General features: G+C 36.4%; 19 protein-coding genes and 1 pseudogene. 9 read left to right on the forward strand and 11 right to left on the reverse strand.

Features of this window, described 5'->3' with window-relative positions:
- The first annotated feature begins 74 nt into the window (after positions 1–74).
- On the forward strand, positions 75–377 hold the full coding sequence (locus F6K18_RS17640; protein WP_287522562.1) for a hypothetical protein: 303 nt from the start codon (positions 75–77) through the stop codon (positions 375–377).
- Between the two features lie 127 nt (positions 378–504).
- Here F6K18_RS17640 and F6K18_RS17645 read toward each other — a convergent pair whose 3' ends face one another.
- Complete coding sequence (locus F6K18_RS17645) at positions 505–1,557, reverse strand: glycoside hydrolase family 10 protein (protein WP_287522563.1); 1,053 nt, start codon at positions 1,555–1,557, stop codon at positions 505–507.
- A gap of 699 nt (positions 1,558–2,256) precedes the next feature.
- Between F6K18_RS17645 and F6K18_RS17650 the strand changes: the two genes are divergently transcribed.
- Positions 2,257–2,976 (forward strand): heme oxygenase (biliverdin-producing), encoded by a 720-nt coding sequence (locus F6K18_RS17650; RefSeq protein WP_287522564.1) that lies wholly within the window; start codon positions 2,257–2,259, stop codon positions 2,974–2,976.
- Positions 2,977–4,262: 1,286 nt separating this feature from the next.
- On the opposite strand, the gene F6K18_RS17655 is transcribed toward F6K18_RS17650, so the two are convergent.
- Positions 4,263–4,658: a GNAT family N-acetyltransferase gene (locus F6K18_RS17655; RefSeq protein WP_287522566.1), complete on the reverse strand. Its 396-nt coding sequence runs from the start codon at positions 4,656–4,658 to the stop codon at positions 4,263–4,265.
- A gap of 242 nt (positions 4,659–4,900) precedes the next feature.
- Here F6K18_RS17655 and cbiD point away from each other — a divergent pair, with 242 nt between their 5' ends.
- Positions 4,901–6,058 carry a cobalt-precorrin-5B (C(1))-methyltransferase CbiD gene (cbiD, locus tag F6K18_RS17660; protein WP_287522568.1) on the forward strand — a complete coding sequence of 386 codons (1,158 nt, stop codon included), beginning with the start codon at positions 4,901–4,903 and terminating at the stop codon, positions 6,056–6,058.
- 965 nt (positions 6,059–7,023) lie between these two features.
- Entirely contained in the window at positions 7,024–8,571 is a 1,548-nt protein-coding gene (guaA, locus tag F6K18_RS17665) for a glutamine-hydrolyzing GMP synthase (RefSeq protein ID WP_287522680.1), read from the forward strand.
- Between the two features lie 1,404 nt (positions 8,572–9,975).
- On the opposite strand, the gene F6K18_RS17670 is transcribed toward guaA, so the two are convergent.
- From F6K18_RS17670 to F6K18_RS17695, 6 genes and pseudogenes are all read right to left on the reverse strand, one after another.
- Positions 9,976–10,608, reverse strand: a complete 633-nt coding sequence (locus F6K18_RS17670; RefSeq protein WP_287522569.1) for a 2OG-Fe(II) oxygenase — start codon at positions 10,606–10,608, stop codon at positions 9,976–9,978.
- A gap of 44 nt (positions 10,609–10,652) precedes the next feature.
- On the reverse strand, positions 10,653–11,276 hold the full coding sequence (locus F6K18_RS17675; protein ID WP_287522570.1) for a 2OG-Fe(II) oxygenase: 624 nt from the start codon (positions 11,274–11,276) through the stop codon (positions 10,653–10,655).
- A 1,139-nt stretch (positions 11,277–12,415) separates the two neighbouring features.
- Positions 12,416–13,018 (reverse strand): sulfite oxidase-like oxidoreductase, encoded by a 603-nt coding sequence (locus F6K18_RS17680; RefSeq protein ID WP_287522571.1) that lies wholly within the window; start codon positions 13,016–13,018, stop codon positions 12,416–12,418.
- Positions 13,019–14,107: 1,089 nt separating this feature from the next.
- Positions 14,108–14,796 (reverse strand): annotated as a pseudogene (locus F6K18_RS17685) (IS1 family transposase).
- Positions 14,797–14,932: 136 nt separating this feature from the next.
- Positions 14,933–16,360, reverse strand: a complete 1,428-nt coding sequence (locus tag F6K18_RS17690) for an LCP family protein (RefSeq protein WP_287522572.1) — start codon at positions 16,358–16,360, stop codon at positions 14,933–14,935.
- An 86-nt stretch (positions 16,361–16,446) separates the two neighbouring features.
- A complete protein-coding gene (locus F6K18_RS17695) occupies positions 16,447–16,818 on the reverse strand; it encodes a hypothetical protein (RefSeq protein WP_287522573.1) in 372 nt (123 codons plus the stop codon).
- A gap of 600 nt (positions 16,819–17,418) precedes the next feature.
- Here F6K18_RS17695 and F6K18_RS17700 point away from each other — a divergent pair.
- Both F6K18_RS17700 and rpe read left to right on the forward strand, forming a co-directional pair.
- On the forward strand, positions 17,419–17,571 hold the full coding sequence (locus F6K18_RS17700; protein ID WP_287522574.1) for a hypothetical protein: 153 nt from the start codon (positions 17,419–17,421) through the stop codon (positions 17,569–17,571).
- 173 nt (positions 17,572–17,744) lie between these two features.
- The gene (gene rpe, locus F6K18_RS17705; RefSeq protein WP_287278844.1) at positions 17,745–18,455 is read left to right on the forward strand and encodes a ribulose-phosphate 3-epimerase; all 711 of its coding nucleotides are present in this window, start codon (positions 17,745–17,747) and stop codon (positions 18,453–18,455) included.
- Between the two features lie 234 nt (positions 18,456–18,689).
- Here the strand turns inward: rpe and F6K18_RS17710 are convergent, their stop codons facing one another.
- From F6K18_RS17710 to F6K18_RS17720, 3 genes are all read right to left on the reverse strand, one after another.
- Positions 18,690–18,869, reverse strand: coding sequence for a hypothetical protein (locus F6K18_RS17710; protein ID WP_287522575.1), 180 nt, complete (start codon positions 18,867–18,869; stop codon positions 18,690–18,692).
- A gap of 518 nt (positions 18,870–19,387) precedes the next feature.
- Positions 19,388–20,173 (reverse strand): DsbA family protein, encoded by a 786-nt coding sequence (locus F6K18_RS17715; protein ID WP_287522576.1) that lies wholly within the window; start codon positions 20,171–20,173, stop codon positions 19,388–19,390.
- Between the two features lie 947 nt (positions 20,174–21,120).
- Positions 21,121–21,585 carry a hypothetical protein gene (locus F6K18_RS17720; protein WP_287522578.1) on the reverse strand — a complete coding sequence of 155 codons (465 nt, stop codon included), beginning with the start codon at positions 21,583–21,585 and terminating at the stop codon, positions 21,121–21,123.
- Positions 21,586–22,071: 486 nt separating this feature from the next.
- On the opposite strand from F6K18_RS17720, the gene F6K18_RS17725 reads away from it, so the two are divergent.
- From F6K18_RS17725 to F6K18_RS17735, 3 genes are all read left to right on the forward strand, one after another.
- Positions 22,072–22,857, forward strand: a complete 786-nt coding sequence (locus F6K18_RS17725) for an HAD family hydrolase (protein WP_287522580.1) — start codon at positions 22,072–22,074, stop codon at positions 22,855–22,857.
- 386 nt (positions 22,858–23,243) lie between these two features.
- Entirely contained in the window at positions 23,244–24,458 is a 1,215-nt protein-coding gene (locus F6K18_RS17730) for a DNA double-strand break repair nuclease NurA (protein ID WP_287522582.1), read from the forward strand.
- A complete protein-coding gene (locus tag F6K18_RS17735; RefSeq protein ID WP_287522584.1) occupies positions 24,458–25,246 on the forward strand; it encodes a glycosyltransferase in 789 nt (262 codons plus the stop codon). The genes F6K18_RS17730 and F6K18_RS17735 overlap by 1 nt, the downstream gene beginning before the upstream one ends.
- Positions 25,247–25,263: the final 17 nt, after the last annotated feature.

The following is a 25,263-nucleotide window of genomic DNA, read 5'->3' on the forward strand; positions in this document are numbered from 1 at the left end:
TAACAATTGAACAATGCTCAAAAGCTTATTCTATAAGGTTTTCATGATTCTAGGGCTGAAAAACGCTATAAACTTTGACCAATAAGGGTTTTAGCCATTTTTTTAGCTTAATTCCCAACAACTCTATTATTCGGGATTTTATTAACCAGAATAATTTAGGAAAAGTCCTTGAAAAAAAGGAAACAGAAGTTAGTCTGAAAATCTCTTCAGATACTGTAAATCAATTAGATAATAGTTTGGGATTTAAGAGTGATTCCATTTCACCTCCACCAGTACCAGAAGTCACTCCTAAGTTTTGTAGTAGTTGTGGAGCAAAGCTGCGTTTAGGAAATCGTTTTTGTAATAATTTTGGTACTAAAATTGGATCATTTTTGTAATAATTTTGGTACTAAAATTGGGTAGTCAATAGTTATGTATTTGTGTAGAACACATCTCTATTTGATGAACCACATTTTCACAAGCAAAACCCAGTAGGCACCTCCCATGGAACGTCCCTACTGTGGTCTACCGTGCAGGAAAACCGCTGTAAGGAATCATTCGCAATCCTTTAGCCAAAGCATCGTTATTTTCTCTGAGACCTTCATAGAAAAATAACACTTCTCCGTTAATCCCTACAGAACGATTATAAGCGATCGCCTCCAACAAATAATCTACGCTAATTCGATAAGAGCCAACTTTAATTAAAATCCCTGGAAACACCTTACTTAACTGACTACAAGTAAACTGTTGTTTCACTAACTGTTGGACAATAGTTTTGTAACTAGCAAAGTCACGACGGTAAAGTTGAGGGTGAATAATATCGACAATTCCTTGATTTATCCAAGTGGGGTAGTCTTGTAAGTATTCATTTAAACTCCACTTGTAAAAACTGGGAGCCATTGAAACCAAAAGTTCAGGCTTAATTGCTTTCACTTCCCGATGTAAACGAGTTAAAAAATTTGTCAAAATATCTGCACGCCATTGTAACCACTTGTGATGTTTATGATTTTTGGGTGGATGACAAGAAAATTGCTGACGATAACGTTCTACTGTTTTTGCATCGTAGCCACCTTCTGAAGGAAATGCTGGCATTCGGTCGTCTCCCTGGATGCCATCAATGTCATAATTTTTCACAACTTCCAATACTAGATCGAGCAGAAAATTCTGCACTTGCTCATCCAAAGCATTCATCCACTCAAAACCATTTTTTACTAATAAATTTCCCCTACAGTCACGAGCTGCCCATTCTGGTTTTTTTGCTAGAAGTAACCCTCCATTTTGTTTGTAAGAACTGACAAACCCATATTCAAACCAAGGGATAATTTTAATACCGACTCGCCGTGCTTCTATAATTACTTCTGCTAGGGGGTCGCGACCTTTGTATTGGGAGTCTATTTCTCTACCAAAAGTTGTCTGCATCAGTTGACTGGGGTAGAGGGTAAATGCTTTATTCCAGACCACGGGAAATACAACATTAAATCCTGTTTCAGCAAGAAAGTCCATTGCTTCAGCAATATTATCTCTGGAATAGAGGACTTTACTATCAACATTTGTGAGCCAGATACCGCGTAATATCATGTCCGGTTGAATAGTTATAAATAAACTACGGATGAGTCAGGAGTCAGGAGTCAGGAGTCAGGAGTCAGGAGGAAAAAAGAAGGAAGAGAAGAAGAAAGTTTTTTATCACTAATTATCCGGACATGATATGATACTATGTCCGGTAGCATCGGTATTGTATAGAAAAGGTAGGCAACAGGCAACAAACAGGAAGGCAATTGAGCAAGAAAAAAACTTAAATTTCCTGTAGATATCCACGCTAACTTTTACACAAACGATACCCGCGGACATGATATAACCCCATAAATTAAGGAAGAAAGGAATAAGGTTAAGTATTTACATCTGAATTATATAGTCATTCTGAATAAGACTGGAACACTTTTTTAGCTGAAACTCTTTCAAGGTAAGAAACCCTTGTCTCAATCTTAACTGGAATGACTATATATAACAAAACTGTCATGTTTTTGTAGTGCTAATATCTTGATTCATAAATATAGTTTAGTTGAAATGCACAACTGCTTTTGAATGCTGTACTCAATAATTATTATTTCTAAAGTTAGGGAAAATCTAATATATTCTTAGCAGTTACTTCTTAATCATTCTTAATGTAAATTCTCATCCATTCATTTTAATCTATAGAAATAGGCAATAGATTTCTAAATTTCTGTAGGAATTGATACGCCAAATCGTATAGTTTAGTATTGGTAAGGAAAATTTAACATGAGTGTAAACCTAGCAACTCAATTGCGTGAAGGAACCAAAAAAGCTCATACAAATGCAGAAAACGTAGGTTTTGTCAAGTGTTTTTTAAAGGGTGTTGTAGAAAAGAATTCCTACCGGAATTTAGTTAAGAATCTTTACTTTGTTTATTCCGCCATGGAAGAAGAGATGCAACGCCACCAGAAACATCCAATTCTTTCTCAGGTTTATTTTGCCGAGCTAAACCGTAAACAGAGTTTAGAGAAAGACCTAAAGTATTATTATGGTGCTGGTTGGCGCGATCAAGTTGCTCCTTCTACTGCGGGTGAAGCTTATGTACAGAGAATTAGAGAAATTTCAGAAAAAGAACCAGAATTATTAGTAGCTCACTCCTATACTCGCTACTTGGGAGATTTGTCTGGCGGTCAAATTCTCAAGAAAATTGCTCAGAGAGGTATGAATTTAATTGATGGGGAAGGTACTGCTTTCTATGAGTTCCCAGAAATTTCTGATGAGAAGGCATTCAAGAATATGTATCGTCAGAGGATGAATGATTTACCCATAGATCAGGCAACAGCAGATAGAATGGTTAATGAGGCGAATGCTGCTTTTGACATGAACATGAAAATGTTCAATGAACTAGAAGGTAATTTAATTAAGGCGATCGGTGTGTTGTTGTTCAATACTTTAACTAGAAAACGTAGTTCAGGCAGTACAGAGTTGGCTACTGCTGCTGAATAATAACGGTTGATTGGTTAATATTTCTATCTTAGTAGAAAGAATACTTTTAAGTTATCTTGATAAATCCTGGGGATTTGATGGCTGTCAAGCAGTCACCAAGTATCCAGGATTTTGCTTTTGAAGAGGAGCATGGAAAGGAATCTCAGACTAAATCTGGTTTAGTTAGTATCTTTAGATTAGTAATATTGTTTTCCTTTTTTTTTCTTCTCTCTTCCTTCTTTTCCACTTTTAATTGTTGTATAGCGCTGTGCGCAGGGAACAGGCAACACTTAACTGGGAACAGGGGGAATAAATTGCCGTTTGCGCAAGCATTCCGTAGGAATCATATAAGACTTCTAGCTCTTTTGCCCCTACTACAATTTGTAAATATACCAGCGCTCATTGCTATAGTAGTTAAACTGGTAATGTAATACCAAGCGTGAAAAAAGAATGTGTTCAAATAATACAGCGCTTTTCAAATTGATGAACCACATCTTCACAAACAAAACTTTGTAGGGACGTTCCATGGAAAGTTCCTACTGTGGTCTACCCAAATGAAAACCGCTGTAAGTGCCATTGGTATAATTTCATTTTTTGCGTAAGTCCTGATTATAGTTAATCTCAAGAATGTGTAGCAGTTTTTCACGCTATTGAAGCTGGAAATTCTAAATCACAATACTCTTTTAGCAAGCTTTGAATATCTGCAAACTTTTCCATCAGCTATTCACTCTCAATTTATCTAATATCTAAGTCTTAAGATAACTTTACTGCCACAGATAAATGTCAAATCCTTCTTATTCCTCATTAGACATCTCCAGAAAAGAGGGAACAGGGAACAGGGAACAGGAAACAGGGAACAGGGAACAGGGAAGAGTAATTGATGATTTCTGGATAATAATTGATTTTACTTTTGATTATTGGGGATGTGTATTAGAGATAAAATAGGCTTCCATACAATATGTCTTTCACAAGGAATCACTTTCAAGCTCTATAACGCTAAAGCTCAGTGATGTGGATTCTTTGAGTCCACTACAGCAACTTGTTATGTTTCAAGTTTCTTGTACATGACATAAGCATCAACAAATCCTTCCTTAGGATGTTTGAATGCTTCGGGAACCGTGCCGATGATATCAAAGCCATGCTTTTGCCAAAGACGAACAGCACCAGTATTAAGGCATTGCTGAATTAAGGTATGAAAGTAGGTTTATAGGGAACACTTAACTGGGAACACTTAACTGGGAACAGTTAATATTAACAAGTAGTTCAAACCATCCAAAATAAAAAATCCCAAATACAAAATTATCAAATCATACCCACCAGTCAGCAATGCCAGTATTAATGGATACAACAAGGTTGTACTGCATGGCGTGGAAACCAAGCTCCACCGCTTCCTTCTGAGAATGCTCACACATAGCAGAGGCGACCCCTTTGCCACGAGTCGCTTCCCTGACCACATATCCGCAGTTGCATACATGAGACCCCTGGCCAGGTTGATTCGGCTTGAGGTAGTAGGTGCCCAATATCAACCCTGAATCATCTTCAGCAACGTAGGTTGCCTCTGGCACCTCAATCCAGGCATGAAAGGCATCCTGCTCAGGAATATCGGTGGGGAAGGTATAGGTCTCGCCAGATCGAAATACTGGCTTGACAATCGCCCAAATTCTTGGCCAATCTTGCTCCTGAAAACGGCGGATTTTAATCATGGGTAAGTAACCTTTCTTGAAGTATAAACTTGTAAGTACATCGCAGTTGGGGTACAACATTTTGTATAAAATGACTGTTCTGCAAAACAATATAATTACGTCAATGTTCTAAAAATGTCTAGAACCCGTGGTTGTTCAGGATTTATATCTTGTTGACGTAAAAGCCTCTGCTAGTCTATATTTGAGACTGTTTTCCGGTTCTATTTTATTTAAGTCCCAATAGCTCGCTTAACTGATAACTGATGACTGAACCTCATGCTGGATATACTCTACCTGTATTTGCTTGTGCTGCTGCTGTAGCTGCACTCCGTTGGGTACGTCAAAATATCTCGTCTTTGCCTACCGTATCAATTAATTTACTAGAACCAGCAAAAATTGTCGATATTCTTATCGAACAGGTAGCTTTACTGAAAAATAATACTGCCTTAGCTATTACCCGTTCTGACCCCGGTAATAATCTCGACCTAACTCGCAATACTCCTGTGTGGGCTATGATAGAATTGGCCAAAGTTTCCCCTACAGAGGCTTCAGAACAAATTGTAATTATAGGTGGAGCAGGAATTGGACATAATATTCATTCTGGGGAAGCAGCTATATATAGTTATGCGCGACGACTGCTGCAAGAAAATCTTCCACCCTTGCTCAACCAAAATGAACAAATTAAGGTCTCCATCATTTTACCAGAAGGTCGTCAATTAGCAACTCGGACTTCTAATTCTGCTTTTGGTATAGTTGAAGGTCTTTCTTTGTTAGGCACTACCGGGGTTTCTCAACCTTTAAGTGTGCCTGGGCAACTTGATGCTTATCGGGATGAGTTACAACAAAAGGCAGCACAGTTTAATTGTTTGGTGTTTTGTGTGGGAGAAAATGGTTTAGACCTAGCGAGGAAAATGGGGATACCACCACAGCAGACTATTAAAACGGCTAACTGGTTAGGCCCAATGTTAGTAGCTGCTGCTATTGCTGGATTAGAGTCTATTTTATTATTAGGCTATCATGGCAAATTAATTAAGTTGGCTGGTGGAATTTTTCATACTCATCACCATCTAGCTGACGGACGATTAGAAATTTTAACAGCTCACTGCGCAAATATAGGTTTGCCCACTCATGTACTACAAAAAATTTTTGCTTGTACTACTGCCGAGGCGGCCTTGAAAATCCTACGGAGTTTAGATAAAGATAATGAAAAGAATTGGGTGGGTCTAGTCTATGGGGCGATCGCCTCCCGTATAGAGGAACGTAGTCAAGCTTATATTTTTAATCATAGTCAAAAACAGGTCCAAGTAGGTTCGATGTTATTTGACCGCGATCGCCAAATTGTCCTAAAAACTGAAGTTGCCGATACACTTTTTGCAAAAATTTGTTATTCTATTAAGAATGTTGAAAAAAGACTCCCGTAATAATGCGCGAGATTTAACAGTGAGACGGGGCGTATAAATTGCGCGGGAAACCCATGCAGACAGCCCCTGATAATTTCAACCAGAAAAATAATTGAGCAATACGCACGCATATTTTTGGCGTTATAATTTTATCAATAGCCGTGGGGCACACGGCACGATAAAAGGGCACCGCCTGGGCGGAAGTTTCCTTAGCGTACAGACGGAGCAAGAAAAAGCTTGTGGAGATGGTCTGACGGGGGTGCAACTCAACTAGTTTGATTTGTTATCTAGTTAAGAATCTATATTCGTATAGCGTTGCCTCAGCAAAACAAGAATCTCCCGTTATAATAGCTCTTATTTAACGGCGAGAGTGTCAATAGGAATACCCTCAGCTAGAGTTACAGCGGTTTTCATTTCGGTAGACTACAGAGGAAATGGCCATTTACCCCTACAGGGTTTTGGTTATGACGATGTGGTTGATCAATCAGCAAAAGCGCTGTAGCCTATTGTAGGAAAAATAAACAATAGTGGATCAGGCGCGGGGAAAAATTAAAATAAATTGGTAAATTTCATAACTAGCTAGAGTGAGCAACTGGTTTAGAAGTAGACGCTCTTTCTTTAATCAGAATACCAAAACATTTTTAATAGAACTAGCCTTGATTAATAATTCCCTAGGAAGAGCGATCCCTATTGATAATTAATCAATTTAGCCTGTTAGTTTTTAGTTAGCCTGTTAGTTTTTAGGTTACCATTCAATCCAAGTATAAACCTTTTGTGGCAGTAGGAAAAATTTAGTTTGATACAAAAAGTGTGGAGAAAGAAATTTTCCTCACAAAAAACATATATTTATAGCTTATAAGCTCGGGCTGACAACTTAAAACTCAGGAAAATAAACCTCACAAGTAAAATATCATAGCACATTAACCGTGACTCTAACAAGACAGACAGAAAAAATTTCTGATTCCTCCACTCAGTTTAACCGTCAGATGATTGTGATTCTGGACTTCGGTTCTCAATATTCAGAACTAATTGCCCGCCGGATTCGCGAAACTCAAGTATACTCAGAAGTTATTTCTTATCGGACAACTGCTGAAAAACTGGTAACTCTCAATCCCAAGGGAATTATTCTTTCTGGAGGCCCTAACTCAGTTTACGATCAAGTGGCACCTCATTGCGATCCCGAAATTTGGCAGTTGGGAATACCAATTTTGGGCGTGTGTTACGGTATGCAGTTAATGGTACAGCAATTAGGGGGTGAAGTTCAACGCGCTCAATTAGCTGAATATGGCAAAGCATCTTTATCTATAGATAACCCCACAGATTTACTGACTAATGTGGAAGAGGGTACAATTATGTGGATGAGTCATGGAGATGCTGTGACAAAAATGCCCTCAGGTTTTGAAGTATTAGCTCATACGGATAATACTCCCTGTGCAGCGATCGCTCACCATGAGAAAAAGCTCTATGGGACTCAGTTTCACCCAGAGGTAGTTCACTCTCTTGGTGGTCAAGCGTTGATTCGGAATTTTGTCTACCATATTTGTAAGTGTGAACCAACTTGGACGACAGAAGCTTTTGTAGAAGAAGCGATTCGAGAAATTAGAGCTAAGGTAGGGGACAAACGAGTATTATTAGCATTGTCTGGAGGAGTTGACTCTTCAACTTTAGCATTTTTGCTGCATCGAGCGATCGGGGATAAATTAACTTGTATGTTTATTGACCAAGGGTTTATGCGGAAGTATGAACCAGAAAACTTGGTGAAAATATTTCAAGAATCTTTTCATATATCAGTTGAGTATGTAAATGCTCGCGAGCGCTTCTTGGCTAAACTCAAAGGAGTCACAGACCCAGAACAAAAACGCAAATTAATTGGCCATGAGTTTATTCAAGTATTTGAAGAAGAGTCAAAACGTTTAGGGCCTTTTGATTATCTGGCTCAAGGTACTCTTTATCCAGACGTGATTGAATCTGCTGACACCAACGTTGACCCCAAAACGGGTGAGCGAGTAGCAGTTAAAATCAAGAGTCATCACAATGTCGGTGGTCTGCCAAAAGATTTAAGATTTAAGTTAGTAGAACCTTTGCGCAAGCTATTTAAAGATGAAGTGAGAAAATTAGCTCGCTCCATAGGTTTACCAGAAGAAATCGTGCGACGACATCCTTTTCCCGGTCCAGGGTTAGCAATTCGGATTTTAGGAGAAGTTACAGATAAACGGTTGAAAATTTTGCGAGATGCTGACTTTGTTGTGCGTGACGAAATCAAACAACAAGGGATGTATCACGATTTTTGGCAAGCGTTTGCGGTGTTGTTGCCTATTCGCAGTGTCGGGGTAATGGGAGACCAACGTACTTATGCTTACCCTATTGTTTTGCGGTTTGTTTCTAGTGAGGATGGGATGACTGCTGACTGGTCTCGGGCACCTTACGATTTGCTGGAAATTATTTCTAACCGCATTGTGAATGAGGTTAAGGGAGTTAACCGAGTGGTGTATGATATCACTTCTAAGCCTCCTGGTACTATTGAGTGGGAGTAATATAGTCTGCACTGTAGTAGACTGACACAGCTAAAATAGTGTATTAGAAAAATGCTCTAATCTTTACGGTTCATGTATTTGAATAAAAATCTATTGCACCATTTTAGGCGTGTCACGCCAGTAGTGTCGTGTCAAGCTGAAAATGGTGTATTAAATTTTTGAGTATAATTCTTGCTCTGACTAAGGTTTGGAGAATTTTCCTAAAACACTATTTCAAGCTTGACGCGCTAGTAGGTTGGGTTAAGCGGCAGTGCAACCTAACATAACTAGGGTTTTTGAACCCATCCCACTATTCTTGAAACCCTTATATTGAGGTGATATAAAATTCGTTAAATTCCCAAAAATCATGTTAGTTGGATAGACTTATGGTTTTTGGTTTTCAAGCTACCTCAATTAAATCAACCTCGACAATTCGAGGGTGTTGGGTTTCGTACCTTAACCCAACCAACCTACAACTTTACTATTGAATAGGAGTAACATAGTGTGTACTGTAGTGCCGTGACACACCTAAAATGTTATACATCTGTATTTATTAGGAACAGGAGATTGCTATTACCATATAATCTAATTTTAGTAGATAAACCCTGCTTCTTTGCACTTTCGGCACAGAAACAGAATTAGTTGGTTCAATGTAAAAACTGGAGTATTAATCAAAGCTTTGAAGCGCCAACCCTAGTAGAGGTATTACATAGAACGTTTCTACTGTGTTTTACTTAAATGAAAACTTCTGTAGGAGTAGCGATCGCTACTATTAAATCCCACCCAAATAATTAACAATAGACTTGTCGCTTTATCACTTAAAAAATCCCCAAAAACCCTGTTCTGTAAAGATTTCAGCTATTGGTAGCAAAAAAAATTGGAATTATTGCTCTGTCTAGGTTGGAGCAATTTTTTCCCTCTATTTAGCGATAACTCTAATTTATAATTTCGTTGTATCACAAATAGTAGTACTATTTAAGTCATGGCAAACCTATCTAAAGAATCATCATAAAAATTCGGTAAGTGGAAAAGCACATTCCGAGTTGAATTATGTGTAACTGGCGGATAAATAATTAAGTTTAAGACTCCACCAAATCTTTAATAATGGGAATTATCGCCACAATTAATTCTTTCTTAAACGAGCTGCTATAGGTCATCAATCCAAGTCTCCCCTAGCTAACTTTTTCTTCAATAGACCTCTCCGAATAATTAATTTAAAACCCTTGTAATGGCAGGTTGAAGAAGGAGACAGGAGACAGGAGACAGGAGACAGGAGGAAAATTACATGGGGATAGTCAACGACCTGCCGCTCCGCGTCTACGCTCCCCCAAGTAATGCGTGAACACCCCCGTTGACGGTGGGGTATTAAACCCACAAAGAAAATGATAAAAAGTTAGTTTCCGGAGATGTCTAATGCTTCTAGAATTATCTAAACTGAGGACCGCCTACCCAACAAACTAGCGCCCATCTCTTACCTTGAGTAATAGGTGTTACTTCATGGAGTATTATAGAAGGAAACAAAACCATTGTTCCTCTTTCTTTTGGTAATTTTTCTGGTTCTCTGTTAGTATACAACTTCAATTCTGAACCTTCATAATCTTGAGGATTGGAAAGTTGGATCGAGATAGAAATTTTGCGATAATAATAAAGATCCCCATTATCTAGATGTTTATTGTAATGATCCTGAATATTTTCCTGATTGTTATTAGCTTCATAACATAAAAGGTTTAAAGAATCAACAATACCGTAAATATCATAATTCCACCACTTATTATTGGCATATTTAACACTATTAGTTAACCTTTCCCACAGCCATCTCGTTGATGCCGAATAATTCACACCCCAGGCTTTTACTTGACGAAACTCTGGTTTCAATTTTCCATCTACAGTTGGCTTTGATGGCTTTATTTGTTTTGATAAAGAAATAACTGAGTCACACTCTTTTGCTGTTAAAGCACCCCAGTTTTCACCTGGTTTACAGAAATGTTCTTTTTGAGAAGCATCATAGCAAGCGTATGTAATTTGACGATACTTTTGTTCAGGAGAAATCCAAACCATATTTTCTCAATCCTAACTTTATGAAAACCATTTATTTTTGCAAATTATCGGAACTGATGACCACTAACCCAACCAATAAGTTCCCATCTTTTACCTTCAAGAATAGGCGTTACTTCATACAAAATAAATGAAGGAAACATAATCATTGTTCCTCTACTTCTAGGTAATATTTCGGGATTTTCTTGTAGATACAAATTTAGTTTCGCACCATCATAAGTATTGGGATCGGATAATTCTACAGAAAAAGAAATTTTCCTACAAGAAAAAGGATATTCATTATCTATATGTAAATCACAATTATCTTTAATCTGATTAGAATTATTTGTGCTGTCATAACAGAGGAGCTGTAAAGGCTCTATAATTCCCACAATATCATAGTTCCACCAACGATTATTTGCAGTTATAAGATTATTAATTAATCGTTGCCAAAGCCAATTTGTTTCTTTTGTTTGAGATATTTCCCAAGCATTAGCTTGACGATAGTTCTGGTGAAGACCTTCAAACCTATGGCTTTTATCCTTGAATAAATTTTGTGAAAATGAGATAATCAAGTCACACTCTTGTGTTGTAAAAGCTCCCCAATTTTCACCTTTTTGACAAAAATGACTTGGCTGACTACCATCGTAACAAGTGAATGGAGTTTGATTATATTTTTTCTCAGGATACATCCAAAACATCTTTAATGCGTTGTCTATGTAATCTAGTTAGTTTTTATAAATATCTAAGAAAATATTATACCGATTATTACGTATGAATATTATAAAAAATAAATTTTAAACTTAGATTAAGGAGATATCTCCAATCCTAGAAGCTACCTATTATCATTGTTTCGGTTTTTTTATTCTTTCTTGATTTCTTCTTCTTTCTGCCTTGAAATTCTAAAATAACTTGTTCCCAATATAATAATATCATGTCCGGTTGAATACTTATAAATAAGTAAACAGGGAGCAGAGGAGAAAAAGAATCTAAAGCAAAGATCGGGCAGGAGAAATTTTTTTGATTGTGCTACTAAGCGGACATGATATAATACCAAGGGTGAAAAAAGAATGTTTTTGTTAGGTGAAACTTCAATTATTAAGTAATTAACATAGGCGCAATGAGATTTTTGATAATTATTAGCTAGTAGCGTATTAATTAGGGTTTGCTGAAAAAGTCTTATGGGTGAGGGGAGGAGACAGGAGACAGGAGACAGGAGACAGGAGGGACGGGGAATGTAGAAGAGGTAGGAGCTAAGTTTTGTCCCTTAATTTTTCTGCCCAACTCTTGCACAAAATGCTAGTTTTTTGAGCTTTCTTGAGCGAAAACAGGCGCACTTTTTTCAACCTAAAACAGCTAAAACCTTTATATATCAATGCTTTTATCTTTGATCGGTAAGCCCTAATTATTCTTATGTTTACTTCTCCCCCACTCCCCCTAATGGGATGGGTTAGGGGTGGGTCTCCCACTCCCCTACTCCCTTACTCAAGAAAATGTAGCAAACATTGATCAAATTGGTATAAAAGTGAATCTTCAGGTCAGAGTAATGAAATTTTTTTATTCATCACATATACAATTTATTGGTGCTGCCATAAATATTCAGAAAATCTAGAAAAGCTATAAATATATATAGCGATCGCCTAAAATGAAAACTGTGATAAATATACCTTTTCTAAAATCCTGAGTAAAGTCATTCCATGGAACGTCTGTCTATACATTCTTTAAAAACATCAAAAACTCTGATGGAAAAATCACGATCAATATTCGCTGTTGTAATACCAGGTTAACTTTACTATCTAAAAACTAGACAACTCTTCGCCAAAAAATATACTTAAAAACCAGAGCTACTATAACGTTCTTCTGCCCAAGGTTCACCTCTTGTGTGATAACCATTCTTCTCCCAGAAACCTAACTCTTCATCTTTGAGGAATTCTAATCCATTAATCCATTTGGCACTTTTCCAAGCATAGAGGTGAGGAACTACCAATCGCACAGGGCCACCATGATCTGCTGGTAATGGCTCACCAAATAAAGTGTGGGCAAAGAAATTTTCTTCTCTGAGAAAATCAGTCACAGAAATATTAGTAGTATAGCCTCCATAACAATGTTCCATAATATGGACAGCTTTAGGATCGACTTCTACACGCTCCATCAAATCTGTAACTTTTACTCCTGTCCACTGAACATCTAATTTTGACCAGCGAGTCACACAATGAAAATCTGCTGTGAAGTGATTTTGTGGCATGGCCATTAAATCCGACCAACTAAAGGTTAATGGTTTAGCCAAACCCCATATTTTCAATTCCCATGTATCTGTACTGATATTAGGAGTTTCGCCATAAGTCAGTACGGGAAAGCCTTTAGCCAAGTATTGACCGGGAGGAACGCGATCGCTATTTTCTGCTTCTGGTTTGTGGAAAAATTTACCTAACATGGTTAAAAACTTTTAGTAACTTACCTTGAATAATTGAAATTAACTACTTTAGTTTCTGCAAATGCCGATATTCCTGAATTATTTCAGGAATTTATTCGTTTAATGATGAATAAAATTGATAAGTTTCTGCTTTTATTTTTTTAGTTGAGGAACTCAAATTTCACCTAAAAAATTGATAGTTTGGAAGTCTCCGTGCTTCCACTGAGGAAGGAAAACCTTTCAGTGATTTTTCAGTGATTTCACTGTTATTCTCAAGTAACAAATTCCATAAGAAATATGGTAATTGCAACTATTATATATTTTTATTTTTGCACAAATTCTGTTTTGTGTGCAATCCCAAGGTCAAATTATACCTCAGATTGAAAGTCAATGAAGCCTTTTACAGTTATGGAGCGCAATGGATCGAATTTCATATTCCCGATCCCGTTTCTAATCGTTAGGTACTAACTCTATATGATGGGAACTTATTCGATCTTTAGCTATACTGTTTATCTAGATCACTCATTATTTATAAATCACTCATAAATACCATGAATCTTAACTATATAATTCCCTTATGTATTTCTTGTCTGGCTATTTTTATCAGTGTCAATTCTGATGTCAAAACTCTGGATGGGATTCCTCGCTTGCTCGCACCCTGTATCGGATTCATTGGATTAATATGGTTTTTTAACATTATTCCTTGGTTATTGAAGGTTGCTTGTATACTAATTTTACTTTCTATTCGTAAAAATTTTTTAATCCAATAACGAGATTTTTTTTATGTTAAAAAACTTTTTTTTGATAAAAACTACCAATCTTTTCAGAATATAATTTTACTGAATTAAGGTATAGTCTTAGGAGCTATAAGGTAGTTTTTCGCAGCTTATACTGTGAAAAATAGATATCATTTTCTATGATCGCGGAGACTTGTTTATAGCTTTCATTCATCTTTTTTTGAAGTAACACTCAGCACTCAGCTATTAGCGATCAGCTTCTCAAGGTGTATAATGGGAGATTCAAACCCCCATAAAAGTCGCACCACGCGCTTTTTCAAATATAGTTGAGGCCTTAAACCCTTGAATTTTGGCGTTGCTGATTGGTAATAATTTATGCTTCCATAGGAAGAGTTTGAAATTTGAGATAGTGCAGCAGAAGACGAATGGAATACTTGAGCATCTCAAGGGACGCGCGAGTAGCAAAGGGTTTTGCAGTGAAGGCGAGCTAGGTAATGTCCTAGTCGAGTATTTTCCCCTTCTACCCTGGTCATATAAGTTTTACTTACCAAGTTATCCTCTGGAGCAATAAAACAAGGGTATACACAATCACCATCACTTACATACCAAAAACTATGCCAGCACCTAATTATTGACCACAAATATTGAAAGGTTTTATTACTGCCATCGCCTATAACCCAGGACAAGATTCCCTGGTTCCAATGATTCACGCTCTGTCCAAATCCACACTTTGTTTTTCGGCGTTGCCAACGAAAGTCTGTAACTCATCAATTTCAGTTATTTCTGGTATTTCCTCATCTTCGGGTGCATCCGGTAACTTGATACCTGGGTCTTTAATCTAGTTGATCAAGGTTGTATGATCAATCTCTGTTACTCGTTGGATACCTCGTAAACCCATACCATTAACATACATCTTGAGACATAGTTCTTTAATCTGTGGTGAATAGGGTTGCATTTTAGAGGATTCAACCAATTGCCGACCACATACTCGGCATTGGAAACATTGTTGGTCACAAATATGGCCATTTTTCCTGGTGTGGAGTTACATTTTGGACATTTCATGTGGATAATTATAGAATATTTATCATTACTTTTCAGCAACGCCCAAGTTCCTGTGTTCTCTACTGCCAAGATGTACCTCATCAAATAGAAAATTTCTGCAAGTATAGCGCCCTAACTGCAAAATTTGACTTTTGTACTACCAATCTCGTGAATTTTGAGACTCATCCTGAATTGATAACCAATCTTTTCCTAACTGAATAGTCACATCTGACCTTAAATATCCCGTACTTTCTACAAAAACTTCTCCAAAACCTAGAGACTTTTGAACTTCCTGCGCAGCTTGCATATCTCCTTTCTGAGCAATAATTCGAGTCACTTCCAAAGGTGAATTCCAACGTTTAGCCACTTTGACATTCCAATAACCAGCATCGTTTAAGGAATTTACTAATTCATCAACAGAGTCCCAATCATCTGTACTATCTTGAATTGCTACTCTAACATAAGAAGACTCATAATTTTCTAATTGTTCGCGATCGTAACCAAAATCAAAGTGTTTGGCAATCATCGTATCTAGAGTTGTCAGATCGGGCAACCAGTAACTAGCATTATACTTTTCAGGGTTGCTAAACTCACCAGGTACCATCAACATCTGCACATTCGAACGCTCAGTTTTAGCAGCAAAATTCATCAAAGCGACTAACTCCTCAACACTCAAATTTGTATCAATATGAGACTGAATTACCGAAAGAATTTTTGGTAGTCGTGATAAAGTTTTGACATTAACCAACTGTTCCATAAATGCTCGCATCAGAAGTTGCTGGCGTTGCACTCGCCCAATGTCCCCTAAATTATCGTAGCGGAATCTCAAAAATTGTAGAACCCGATCGCCATCGAGATGTTGTTCCCCAGCTTTGAGATTAATATACAAATGTTGACTATCATCTTGATATTTCATGTCTTTGGGCACATTAACTTTGACACCCCCAAGAGCATCTATTAATTTTTCTACTCCTTGTACATTGACTCGAATATAACGGTCAATTCCTACCCCACCAAGAAGTTCACTCACAGCTTTGGCACTTTTAGCAGGTCCTCCATAATAGTTCGCAGCATTAATCTTGGTTAAGCCTCGATCTTCCACATAAGTACGAGTATCTCTAGGAATAGAAAGCAAAGTTAACTTCTGATTTTTCGGGTCGAACCTTACTAGAAGCATCGTATCAGATAATCCTTTAAAAGAATTAACCAAAGCGTGATATCCTATATCATTATCATGGGGATATTCTTCTAAATCTGAGGTTAATACTTTTATTCCCAATAACAATATATTTACAGGTCGGGTTAACTCTGGCAATCTCATATTACTTTTGGCCAGGTCTTGTTGAGAAAATACTGCTGCTTCTTCTGGAGAGAGCTTTTGTTGCATTAGTGGAGTGCTGGAAAGAGATACGGCTAAGAGAGCGCCTGCTGTTGCAGATATCATTGCCACTCCGGCTAAACCTAGACCTAAACCAAACCAATGTCCTGGACCAAATTGGGTAGGTTGTCTCTGTAGATTTTCTGTTATTGAATATTTTCTAGAGGTTGAATGTAAAAATTTATTAGCGGGCACTGGCTTCCTCACACACTAAATATTAAAATAAGGTTTTATTGTCAGAAAAATTTTACTGAAAATTAGAATTTTCAATAGTTTAATAGAATCTTCGACTATCATAAATGTTTACCTACCACTTTTTCTGCTATCCGGCTAATTCCTGGTAGCCATAATGGTTGTTTTTTCCAAATACGAACCATTAGCCCTAAACTTATTATGAAGTAGCTAGTAGTTAGCAGGCTATTTATTAATAACAGTGTGATAGTCCCAGATTCCCCAACTTCAGTCCCTGGTTGTAATAAAATATTGCCCAAGATCCACATCATGGTTAAAGTAATAACTAATTTGCTGACTGCTCTATGTTGTGGACTACGGTGTTGACGATACAGAATCCACATTGCCATGAAGAAACCTAATACTGGAGTGACTAATAAATATAGTTGTAGGCGGTTAATGTTAGAGTTTTCTAGTTGCTGAGTATTTTTCATTTTGGTTATTAGCAAAAGTTCAGTTTTTGTTGGTATTTATATAACTTAAATCTGTCAGATTCTGGTAATCTCTTTTTTTTGAGGGTACAGAAAATCAAAGTCACTATAATAACAATAAGAAGATTTGAATTAGAATAAGTATATCCCATTTTGGTTTCTTCGTTTAATTACCTTAAATTAACAACTGAAAAAATATATAGAGGTGATGATACATTTAATTCAAGCTGAAAATATAAAATATATACCACATTTAATCAATGAAAAACTTGACTTAAACAAGTTTATTTTTCATCTACAAACTAATGCTTCTATAGAATAAGTTGAGAGATTCATCCTAGATTATCAAAAAAATAGAGGGGAGCACTGGAAGTTTGATATGAATTTTGAGTATGTACTTGAGGATGAAAAATATACATTTACAATCATGGTAGATAGCAAATTACCGATATTTATTGCGTATATATATCAAAATAATTTAAAAATTCATGTTTGTCAAAAAGTTAAAATAACTGATTTTTTATGATTTCACAAATAAAAGTTATATGTTATTATTCAAAAGTTAATTTTTCTTATAATAAACTCATAAAAAATTCAGTATCAATGCCAGGATTTTTACCTGATATTGGTGAATTTTTTGGAGATTTTGATGATTATTCTGACCGGAATGATATATCTTTATTAGATTTTCCTAAAACAGATTTCTCTACTCACCATGTTACTGACTTTCTTGGTAAGTATTTTGTAAGTTATTAATTTTTTTTCCTCCTAAAAACCCTGTCAAACATTTGACTTTCCCCTGTTTCCTCAAACATTTAATTTTTTGTTTATATCTCAAATTTCAATGCTACATATATATTCTGACAATAAATTATTAAATTAGTGTTAAAATTTACGCAACAGAGAATAGTAGGAGAACATTCACTCTTATGACCACTATGCAGAAAAAACCTATTGTTATTGCCCCATCTATACTATCAGCAGATTTTAGCCGTCTTGGAGATGAAGTACGAGCTGTAGACCAAGCTGGTGCTGACTGGATTCATGTTGATGTAATGGATGGCCGTTTTGTACCTAACATTACTATCGGTCCATTAATAGTCCAAGCACTTCGCCCTGTCACTGAAAAAACTCTTGATGTCCACTTAATGATTGTGGAGCCAGAGAAATATGTTGAAGATTTTGCTAAGGCAGGTGCTGATATTATATCTGTTCATGCTGAACATAATGCTTCACCCCATTTGCACCGAACTCTAGGCCAAATCAAAGAGTTGGGTAAGCAAGCTGGTGTAGTTCTTAATCCTTCTACACCATTAGAATTAATTGAATATACTTTAGATTTGTGTGACTTGGTGTTGATTATGAGTGTCAACCCTGGTTTTGGAGGCCAGAGTTTTATTCCTGGAGTAGTATCTAAGATTCGTAAGCTTCGTGAAATGTGTGATGAGCGAGGACTCGATCCTTGGATTGAAGTTGATGGTGGTCTTAAGACTAATAATACTTGGCAGGTATTAGAAGCTGGTGCTAATGCTATTGTTGCAGGTTCTGCCGTGTTTAAAGCTGATGATTATGCAGAAGCAATTAATGGTATTCGTAACAGTAAGCGTCCTGTTTCTGCACCTGAGTTAGTTACTGTTTAATAATAAAAAATACAGTTTAATAAAAAATTATTAAAATTAAAAATGGATTGTACAATCCATTTTTAATTTTTTTTTGGTTGAGATTGATTTAAACCTCTAGCAAAAGTCAAAATTCAATCTTTTTTAATGCTTTTGTCTCTTGCAAGACCAGGCAAAGTATCTACTAAATAACTTTAGCTAAAGCCATCTCCATATCTGATATCAAATCCGTTTAATTGGACATAAAAAAAATCTTCAATCGTCATAACTACGCTCATCTTTGTAATTCTTTCTTCTCCTGACTCCTGAGGACTGACTCCTGACTCCTCCTAACTTAACCATTCTATGGTTGTTTAACCGGATTTGATATGATACTTTTTCTGGTGCAGTAAAAGTTTCTCCATCCATCACAAAAAAAAGGCGTACCAGAAGCACCAATTTCTTGAGCTAGTTAAACATCTTGTTGAATTTAATTAATTGCTACTTGAGAATTACGTTGGTGCGCGTTCCCTCACAGGAGTCAGCATTCCCTTGCGTCTTGCGCTGACGCAGGATCTGACCGCTCTGTTGGTCGATTAGATATGGTGAGGATACCCGCTCTTGACAGAGAGAGTCGCTGCCTCTTTTCCTGCGGAATGCTGCGCAAACAGAGGAGCTTTCCTAGCGGAATGCTATCGCAAACGCTAACGCCATCCCTCGACCTCTTGCGCCATGCGACGGCGCGGGGTCCCATCCGTTTTGTCCCCTATTCTATTTCTGAATTTCCTGACTCCTGACCCCTGACTTCTATGCCAAAAACACATACCTTTGCAAAGATACCAAATGAGTTCTATATGGTATCTGCAATTAGTTGGAGTTTGTAGATGCGGACCAAATACCCGTTAGCTATTCCATCTAACTTTCTCTTCTTCCCTTTTCAAGCCATCTATTTTTAATTTTTTCAAAAGGTAAATTTATTGACTAACTTTAGCCAAAAGTTTCTCCATATCTGATACTTTTACTGCACCAGAAAAAGTTTCTCCATTCATCACAAAGAAAGGTGTACCAGAAGCACCAATTTCTTGAGCTAGTTGAAAATCTTGTTGAATTGACTCAGTTGCTTCCTGAGACTTTCGATCGCTATTAAACTTCTCTATATCTAAGTTCAAATTATTAGCAATTTCTATATAGAACTCTTCACCTAATTTATCCTGTTGTTCAAATAAAGCATCGTGATATTCCCAAAATTTACCTTGTTGTTGAGCTGCCCAAGATGCTTTAGCTGCTGGAATTGCTTGAGGGTGAATTCTTACTAGAGGTAAATGCTTAAATACTAAAGTTACTCTATCTTGATGTTTATCCATAAATTCTTTAAGATTTCCTTGCACTTTAGAGCAGAAAGGACATTGAAAATCGGAGAATTCAAACAACACGATTTTTTGCTCGGTAGAACCCAAAGTTGGAGAATTACCAATTTTTGTTTGAGGATTGGTTTTAAACTGTTTTAATGCTTCTTGCTTACTAGCTTGCTGTTGTTCCAGTTGTTGTTGTTGGTAAGCTTGTACTGATTCAATAATTGCTTCTGGATTATTACTAATAATCTGTAATACTTGCTTTTCTAATTCTTCTGAATTTACTTGAATACCAGTTGATTGAGCTGATGGAGTACAACCACTAATGGCAATAACTATACTGAATATTGCTATAAAGTATAAAACTTTCAAGTTATATAGATTAAATCTAGTAGAAAAATTACTCATAGTCCTCCATTTAAAGTCAAAAAAATCATGAATATAATATAGTATAAATTTCATTTTAGTTGTTTCAAAAATCTGGCAAATTTTAGGAAAAAGGCGAAAGGCAAGAGGCAAAAGGTAAGATGGTTTACCGGACTTTTTAATGTTAGTAAATAACTAACTATTGTTTGACATTGCAAATAAAAATGCTATATAGCGCTGTGCGCAGGCAACAGGCAACAGGCAACAGCTCCGGAAGGGGGAATAAAAAACCGATAATATCAGGCTTTTAGCTATTGGACAGTTACTGTAATTTGTAAATATGCCAGCGCACATTGCTATACATGGTAGTCCTATTTTAGTTGTGAATAAAATCTAGGAATTACGAAAATTTTTAATTAGGGGTTAGAGATCAAGTTTTTTGATTTTCTATCTATAAGTTCTGGATTTTTCACAAATCATTATCAGACTGCTTAAATTAAATAATAAACAAAACCTTTCTCCGTTCGAGTAGCTATAAGGTTGAAAATTATATGTAACTAGAGAGAGAATAGTAAAAAATAAAATTAGGGAAATCAATAAAATTTTTGAGAAAAATTATTTAACAGAATTATTCCGCAAAAAAAATTTAGTATATCTTTCAGTATTTACCGAATAATTCATAGTTAAAGCATCTTTATCATCTGAATAAACAAACAACAAACAAAAAAATATTTTACTTTTTGTCAATCCTATCTACTTCAAGGATAGGTAATAATGAATAGTGAATTATTTATTGGATATCTCCAATAATCAAAAATAAAATCAATTATTGCACATAAATTATCAATTATTTCTCCCTTTTCCCTACTCCCTACTCCCTAATCCCTCTTTTATAGTTACAGTTTGCCAAAATAATCTAAATTTTGACAAACAAACGTAATTAATAATCTATAGACACACTTTCTAAATTAGAAGAAAATGGTTAAATTCTAATCTAAAAAACCCATCAAACCTTCATTATCAACCTGATTAGAAGCAACTGGACGATTCATCAAAGTTTGACTAACTTCTAAATGATTAGTACCTATAGGGCGAACTCCAGAAGCAGTAATAGTACTATTAAACTCTAATCCACTAGAAACAACTGGACGAATTCCAGAAGCGGACATTGTATGATGTACTTCAAGACCTGTTGAAACTACAGGACGATTAGAAATTGTTTGAGTATACTTAAGATTAGTTGTGCCAATAGGACGATTTCCAGGTAAGGCTAATTTTCCAGAGACTTGAGACTCTTGTGCTTGCTTTTCTTGTACTGGTTTAGTTTCAACTTGTAAAGTGGTACGCTGTTGAGACCCTTGATCCAATTTTGTTGGCTGATTACTTTGAGTAGTAGTTTTACTACTGGTGTCAGTAGTTTTATTAGTTTCTGTCATATTACCGTTAGTACTCATAATTTTACCTCTCCATTATTAAAATTGGTTTATCGCTTGATAATTAGAACAACCAATTTTTGTGATTGGTCTTTGTTTGTTTATTGAATTCTTAAATTTTAATAAACCTGTAGTTATTGTAACCATAGTTAAAGTAAAAAACATAGTTTTGTTAAAAAATCCAACATCTCAGGGAGTGTGGGGAGATGGGGAGATGGGGAGATGGGGAGGTGGGGAGATTTGTATAGTATATTTGTACAACTAAAATGTATTTTATATTAGTATTTTCTGGCGACAAAAAATTAGCCCTGGGGGGATGGGGCAGTAGGAGAAATTAAAAAATATATAATAAATATCCTTACCATTACCATGCAGGACTACTGAAGAAGGTTGTTGGTTCAGGGTTTTAGGTTTAATCAGCCTAAAGTTGACGATAAAATTTATTTAGAGTAGGCAACAGCGACCGAGCAGTCTTACTTTTAATTTTTGATTTTGAACTTTTAAATTATGCAAACAACAATTCCTACTCTTCTAGCTCTTGACTTTGATGGCGTTTTATGCAATGGACTGGTTGAATATTTTCAAACGGCCTGGCGCACCTACTGTCAAATTTGGCAACCATCACAGCAAATACCAAATAATGATTTGGCAGAACAGTTTTATCAATTACGTCCCGTAATTGAAATTGGCTGGGAAATGCCTGTTTTGATTCGGGCATTAATATTAGGTATTGAAGAAGAAAGTATTTTACAGGAATGGCAGGCGATCGCTACAAAAATTGTGACTGAAGAGAATCAAAATCCAGGAGAAATTGGTAGTTGTCTAGATACTACTAGAGATGAATGGATAGCAAAAGATTTAGAAGGATGGTTGTCTTTACATGAGTTTTATCCAGGAGTAGTGGAAAAATTAAAGCAGTTAATAGTATCAGAAGTTAAACCAGTTATTGTGACAACTAAAGAGGGGCGGTTTGTACGATCGCTCCTCCAAAAACAAGGTGTGAATTTACCAGAAACGGATATTATTGGTAAAGAATGTAAACGTCCTAAATATGAAACTCTGAGAATGTTATCAGCAGCATCAGGAGCAGGAACAATTATTTGGTTTGTTGAAGATAGATTGAAAACTTTACTATCTGTACAAAAACAATCGGATTTAAAAGAAGTAGAATTATTTTTAGCAGATTGGGGTTACAATACTCAGAAAGAACGAGAATCTGTAACTCAATATCCACCTATTCATTTATTATCTTCTACTCAGTTTTGCCAGAATTTTTCTAAGTGGAAAGTATAAAGTATAAAGAAAAAAGTGGGAAAGTAGGGAAAGTAGGGTGCTGTTAGCGATAGCGTAACGCACCAGGCAAAATCAACAGGACTTACACAAAAAATGGAATTATACACCATCTGTAAGGCGAATGGCATTCGCCCCTACTAAATATGGTGGATGCGTAAATCTCGATCAAAAACGGTGCGTTACGCTCCACTTCGTTTCGCTAACGCACCCTACTGGATTGTTTCATCTAAAAATGTGCATTAGAAAATGGGGGTAGGGGAATGTAATGACAGGGTGATGGGGTGATTATCAAAAAGGCTAATGCACTATTTTAGGCGAAACAGTCCACTACTAGACTTCCTTATTAATTAACTACTTAAATCTCTAAAAATTAGGAAATAAAAACAATGCTAGACCTAACAAAACTAGCGAAACAAATGCAAGGGATGAGCCAACATCTCAAAGCAGAAGCAATGGCAGCACAAAATAGATTAGAAATAGCTCAAAAATTATTAGAAGAGGCAAAAACTGAACAAGAAGAATTATTAGAATTAGAAGAAAGTTGGAGCGATCGCATACTTTTTAATCCAGCTATTCCTATAGAATCTTTAGATACTTATCCCTTAATTAATCCTCCGCCAAAAAATCATACAGTATTTGCTACAGACGGTTCTCAAATAGCACCAAGTCACCATGAAATAGCCTATTGTTATTTGCTAAATATTGGGCGAGTAATGTTGAATTATGGTGAAAGTATTTATCCACTTTTAGATAGTATTCCAGAAATTTTTTATCAAGCAGATGACCTTTATATTTCTCGACAATGGGGAATTAAAACTGAAGAATGGATGGGTTATCGACGGACTATTTCTGAGGCTTTGGTTTTAGCAGAATTAGGTTGTGAATGGAGGGAAAATAATTCTAATAATTTAGGTTCGCCAATATTAGCAATGGTTGATGGTTCTCTGATTTATTGGTTCTTAGAATCTTTGCCTTCTGAAGCACGGGATAGAATTTTAAATCCGATTTTAGATGCTTGGAATAAATTAAAGTTAGCGGGTATTCCTTTGATTGGTTATTTGAGTGCTTCTCGGAGTAGTGAAAGTTTATCTTTTTTACGTTTAAAGGCTTGTATTTATGATGAACCTGATTGTATAAGTAATTGTCCGAATGTTGGTTTAGGAGGATTTGGTTTTACGGAAAAAGCACCTTGTCAGTCATTTGAACCCTTGCGAGATGTGGTATTTTGGGGTTCAATATTGCAACCTGGGCAAAGAAGTCCTTTATGGCAATCTTCGGCTAGAATTTTAGATTTATATGGGGATAATATTATCTATTTTTGTTATGTGAATGTTGGTACGGAAGTTGCCAGAATTGATATGCCAGAATGGGTGGCTGAGGATGAAGAAATGTTGGAGTTAGTGTTAGGAATGATGTTGGCTCAAGTGCAAAAGGGTTATGGTTATCCGGTGGTATTAGCGGAAGCTCATAATCAGGCGGTGGTTAGGGGAGGCGACCGGGCGAGTTTCTTTGCTTTATTGGAACAGGAAATGATTAAAGCTGGTTTGAAAAATGTGGGAACTTCTTATAAAGAGACTCGGAAGCGGGGGAGTATTGCTTGATGAAGTTAAAAGTTAAAAGTCAAAAGTCAAAAGTCAAAAGTAATATCATGTTCGGTTGGCGAACCGAAACCCTAAATTTATCACCAATTCCCATTACAGGTGTTTATAGTTGTCAAAGACAACAAAAAATTCCAACCCTCCATTGCTATAGTCCTAATGTTCTACCAAAACCTTCAGATTGGCAAGATTGGGCTTATGTTACAGGATATTGGTTTTTAGATAGCCCGGCAAATTGGCAACCACCACAAGAATTAGTAGATTTCCTTCAAGGAGGTTCTCCCCCTGTGTATATTGGTTTTGGCAGTATGAGTGATACTAACCCAGAAGCGTTAACAAAATTGGTACTTGATGCTTTGAATGAAAGTGGACAAAGAGGTATTTTGTTGAAAGGTTGGGGTGCATTAACCAATGCTGATTTACCAGAGAATATATTTAAGATTGACTCAGTTCCCCATGATTGGTTATTTCCCCAGATGGCAGCAGTAGTTCATCATGGTGGTGCAGGTACAACTGCTGCGGGGTTGCGAGCTGGTGTTCCTTCTATTATTATACCTTTTGCTGTAGATCAACCTTTCTGGGGGCAAAGAGTGGCTAATTTAGGCGTGGGAACTCAACCCATACCACGACAAAAATTAACGGCTGAAAAATTAGCTGCTGCAATTAAGATTGCTACTAGCGATGAAACCATGAAAGAAAAAGCGCGTATCTTAGGCCAAAAAATCTCTGCTGAAAATGGAGTTAAACAAGCTGTAGAAATAATCAATTCTCATTTGTCTACCCATAACTAATCAAAAAATTCTTAATT

Origin of the sequence: Okeania sp. SIO2C2, from assembly GCF_010692625.1 — a bacterium.
Lineage (GTDB): Bacteria > Cyanobacteriota > Cyanobacteriia > Cyanobacteriales > Microcoleaceae > Okeania > Okeania hirsuta.

What these genes read in the sequence shown, in the direction of transcription:
- F6K18_RS17645 (WP_287522563.1), bottom strand. Translation starts at nt 1,557, where the DNA reads ATGATATTACGCGGTATCTGGCTCACAAATGTTGATAGTAAAGTCCTC.
- F6K18_RS17650 (WP_287522564.1), top strand. Translation starts at nt 2,257, where the DNA reads ATGAGTGTAAACCTAGCAACTCAATTGCGTGAAGGAACCAAAAAAGCT.
- F6K18_RS17655 (WP_287522566.1), bottom strand. Translation starts at nt 4,658, where the DNA reads ATGATTAAAATCCGCCGTTTTCAGGAGCAAGATTGGCCAAGAATTTGG.
- cbiD (WP_287522568.1), top strand. Translation starts at nt 4,901, where the DNA reads ATGACTGAACCTCATGCTGGATATACTCTACCTGTATTTGCTTGTGCT.
- guaA (WP_287522680.1), top strand. Translation starts at nt 7,024, where the DNA reads ATGATTGTGATTCTGGACTTCGGTTCTCAATATTCAGAACTAATTGCC.
- F6K18_RS17670 (WP_287522569.1), bottom strand. Translation starts at nt 10,608, where the DNA reads ATGGTTTGGATTTCTCCTGAACAAAAGTATCGTCAAATTACATACGCT.
- F6K18_RS17675 (WP_287522570.1), bottom strand. Translation starts at nt 11,276, where the DNA reads ATGTATCCTGAGAAAAAATATAATCAAACTCCATTCACTTGTTACGAT.
- F6K18_RS17680 (WP_287522571.1), bottom strand. Translation starts at nt 13,018, where the DNA reads ATGTTAGGTAAATTTTTCCACAAACCAGAAGCAGAAAATAGCGATCGC.
- F6K18_RS17695 (WP_287522573.1), bottom strand. Translation starts at nt 16,818, where the DNA reads ATGAAAAATACTCAGCAACTAGAAAACTCTAACATTAACCGCCTACAA.
- F6K18_RS17700 (WP_287522574.1), top strand. Translation starts at nt 17,419, where the DNA reads ATGCCAGGATTTTTACCTGATATTGGTGAATTTTTTGGAGATTTTGAT.
- rpe (WP_287278844.1), top strand. Translation starts at nt 17,745, where the DNA reads ATGACCACTATGCAGAAAAAACCTATTGTTATTGCCCCATCTATACTA.
- F6K18_RS17715 (WP_287522576.1), bottom strand. Translation starts at nt 20,173, where the DNA reads ATGAGTAATTTTTCTACTAGATTTAATCTATATAACTTGAAAGTTTTA.
- F6K18_RS17720 (WP_287522578.1), bottom strand. Translation starts at nt 21,585, where the DNA reads ATGAGTACTAACGGTAATATGACAGAAACTAATAAAACTACTGACACC.
- F6K18_RS17725 (WP_287522580.1), top strand. Translation starts at nt 22,072, where the DNA reads ATGCAAACAACAATTCCTACTCTTCTAGCTCTTGACTTTGATGGCGTT.
- F6K18_RS17730 (WP_287522582.1), top strand. Translation starts at nt 23,244, where the DNA reads ATGCTAGACCTAACAAAACTAGCGAAACAAATGCAAGGGATGAGCCAA.
- F6K18_RS17735 (WP_287522584.1), top strand. Translation starts at nt 24,458, where the DNA reads ATGAAGTTAAAAGTTAAAAGTCAAAAGTCAAAAGTCAAAAGTAATATC.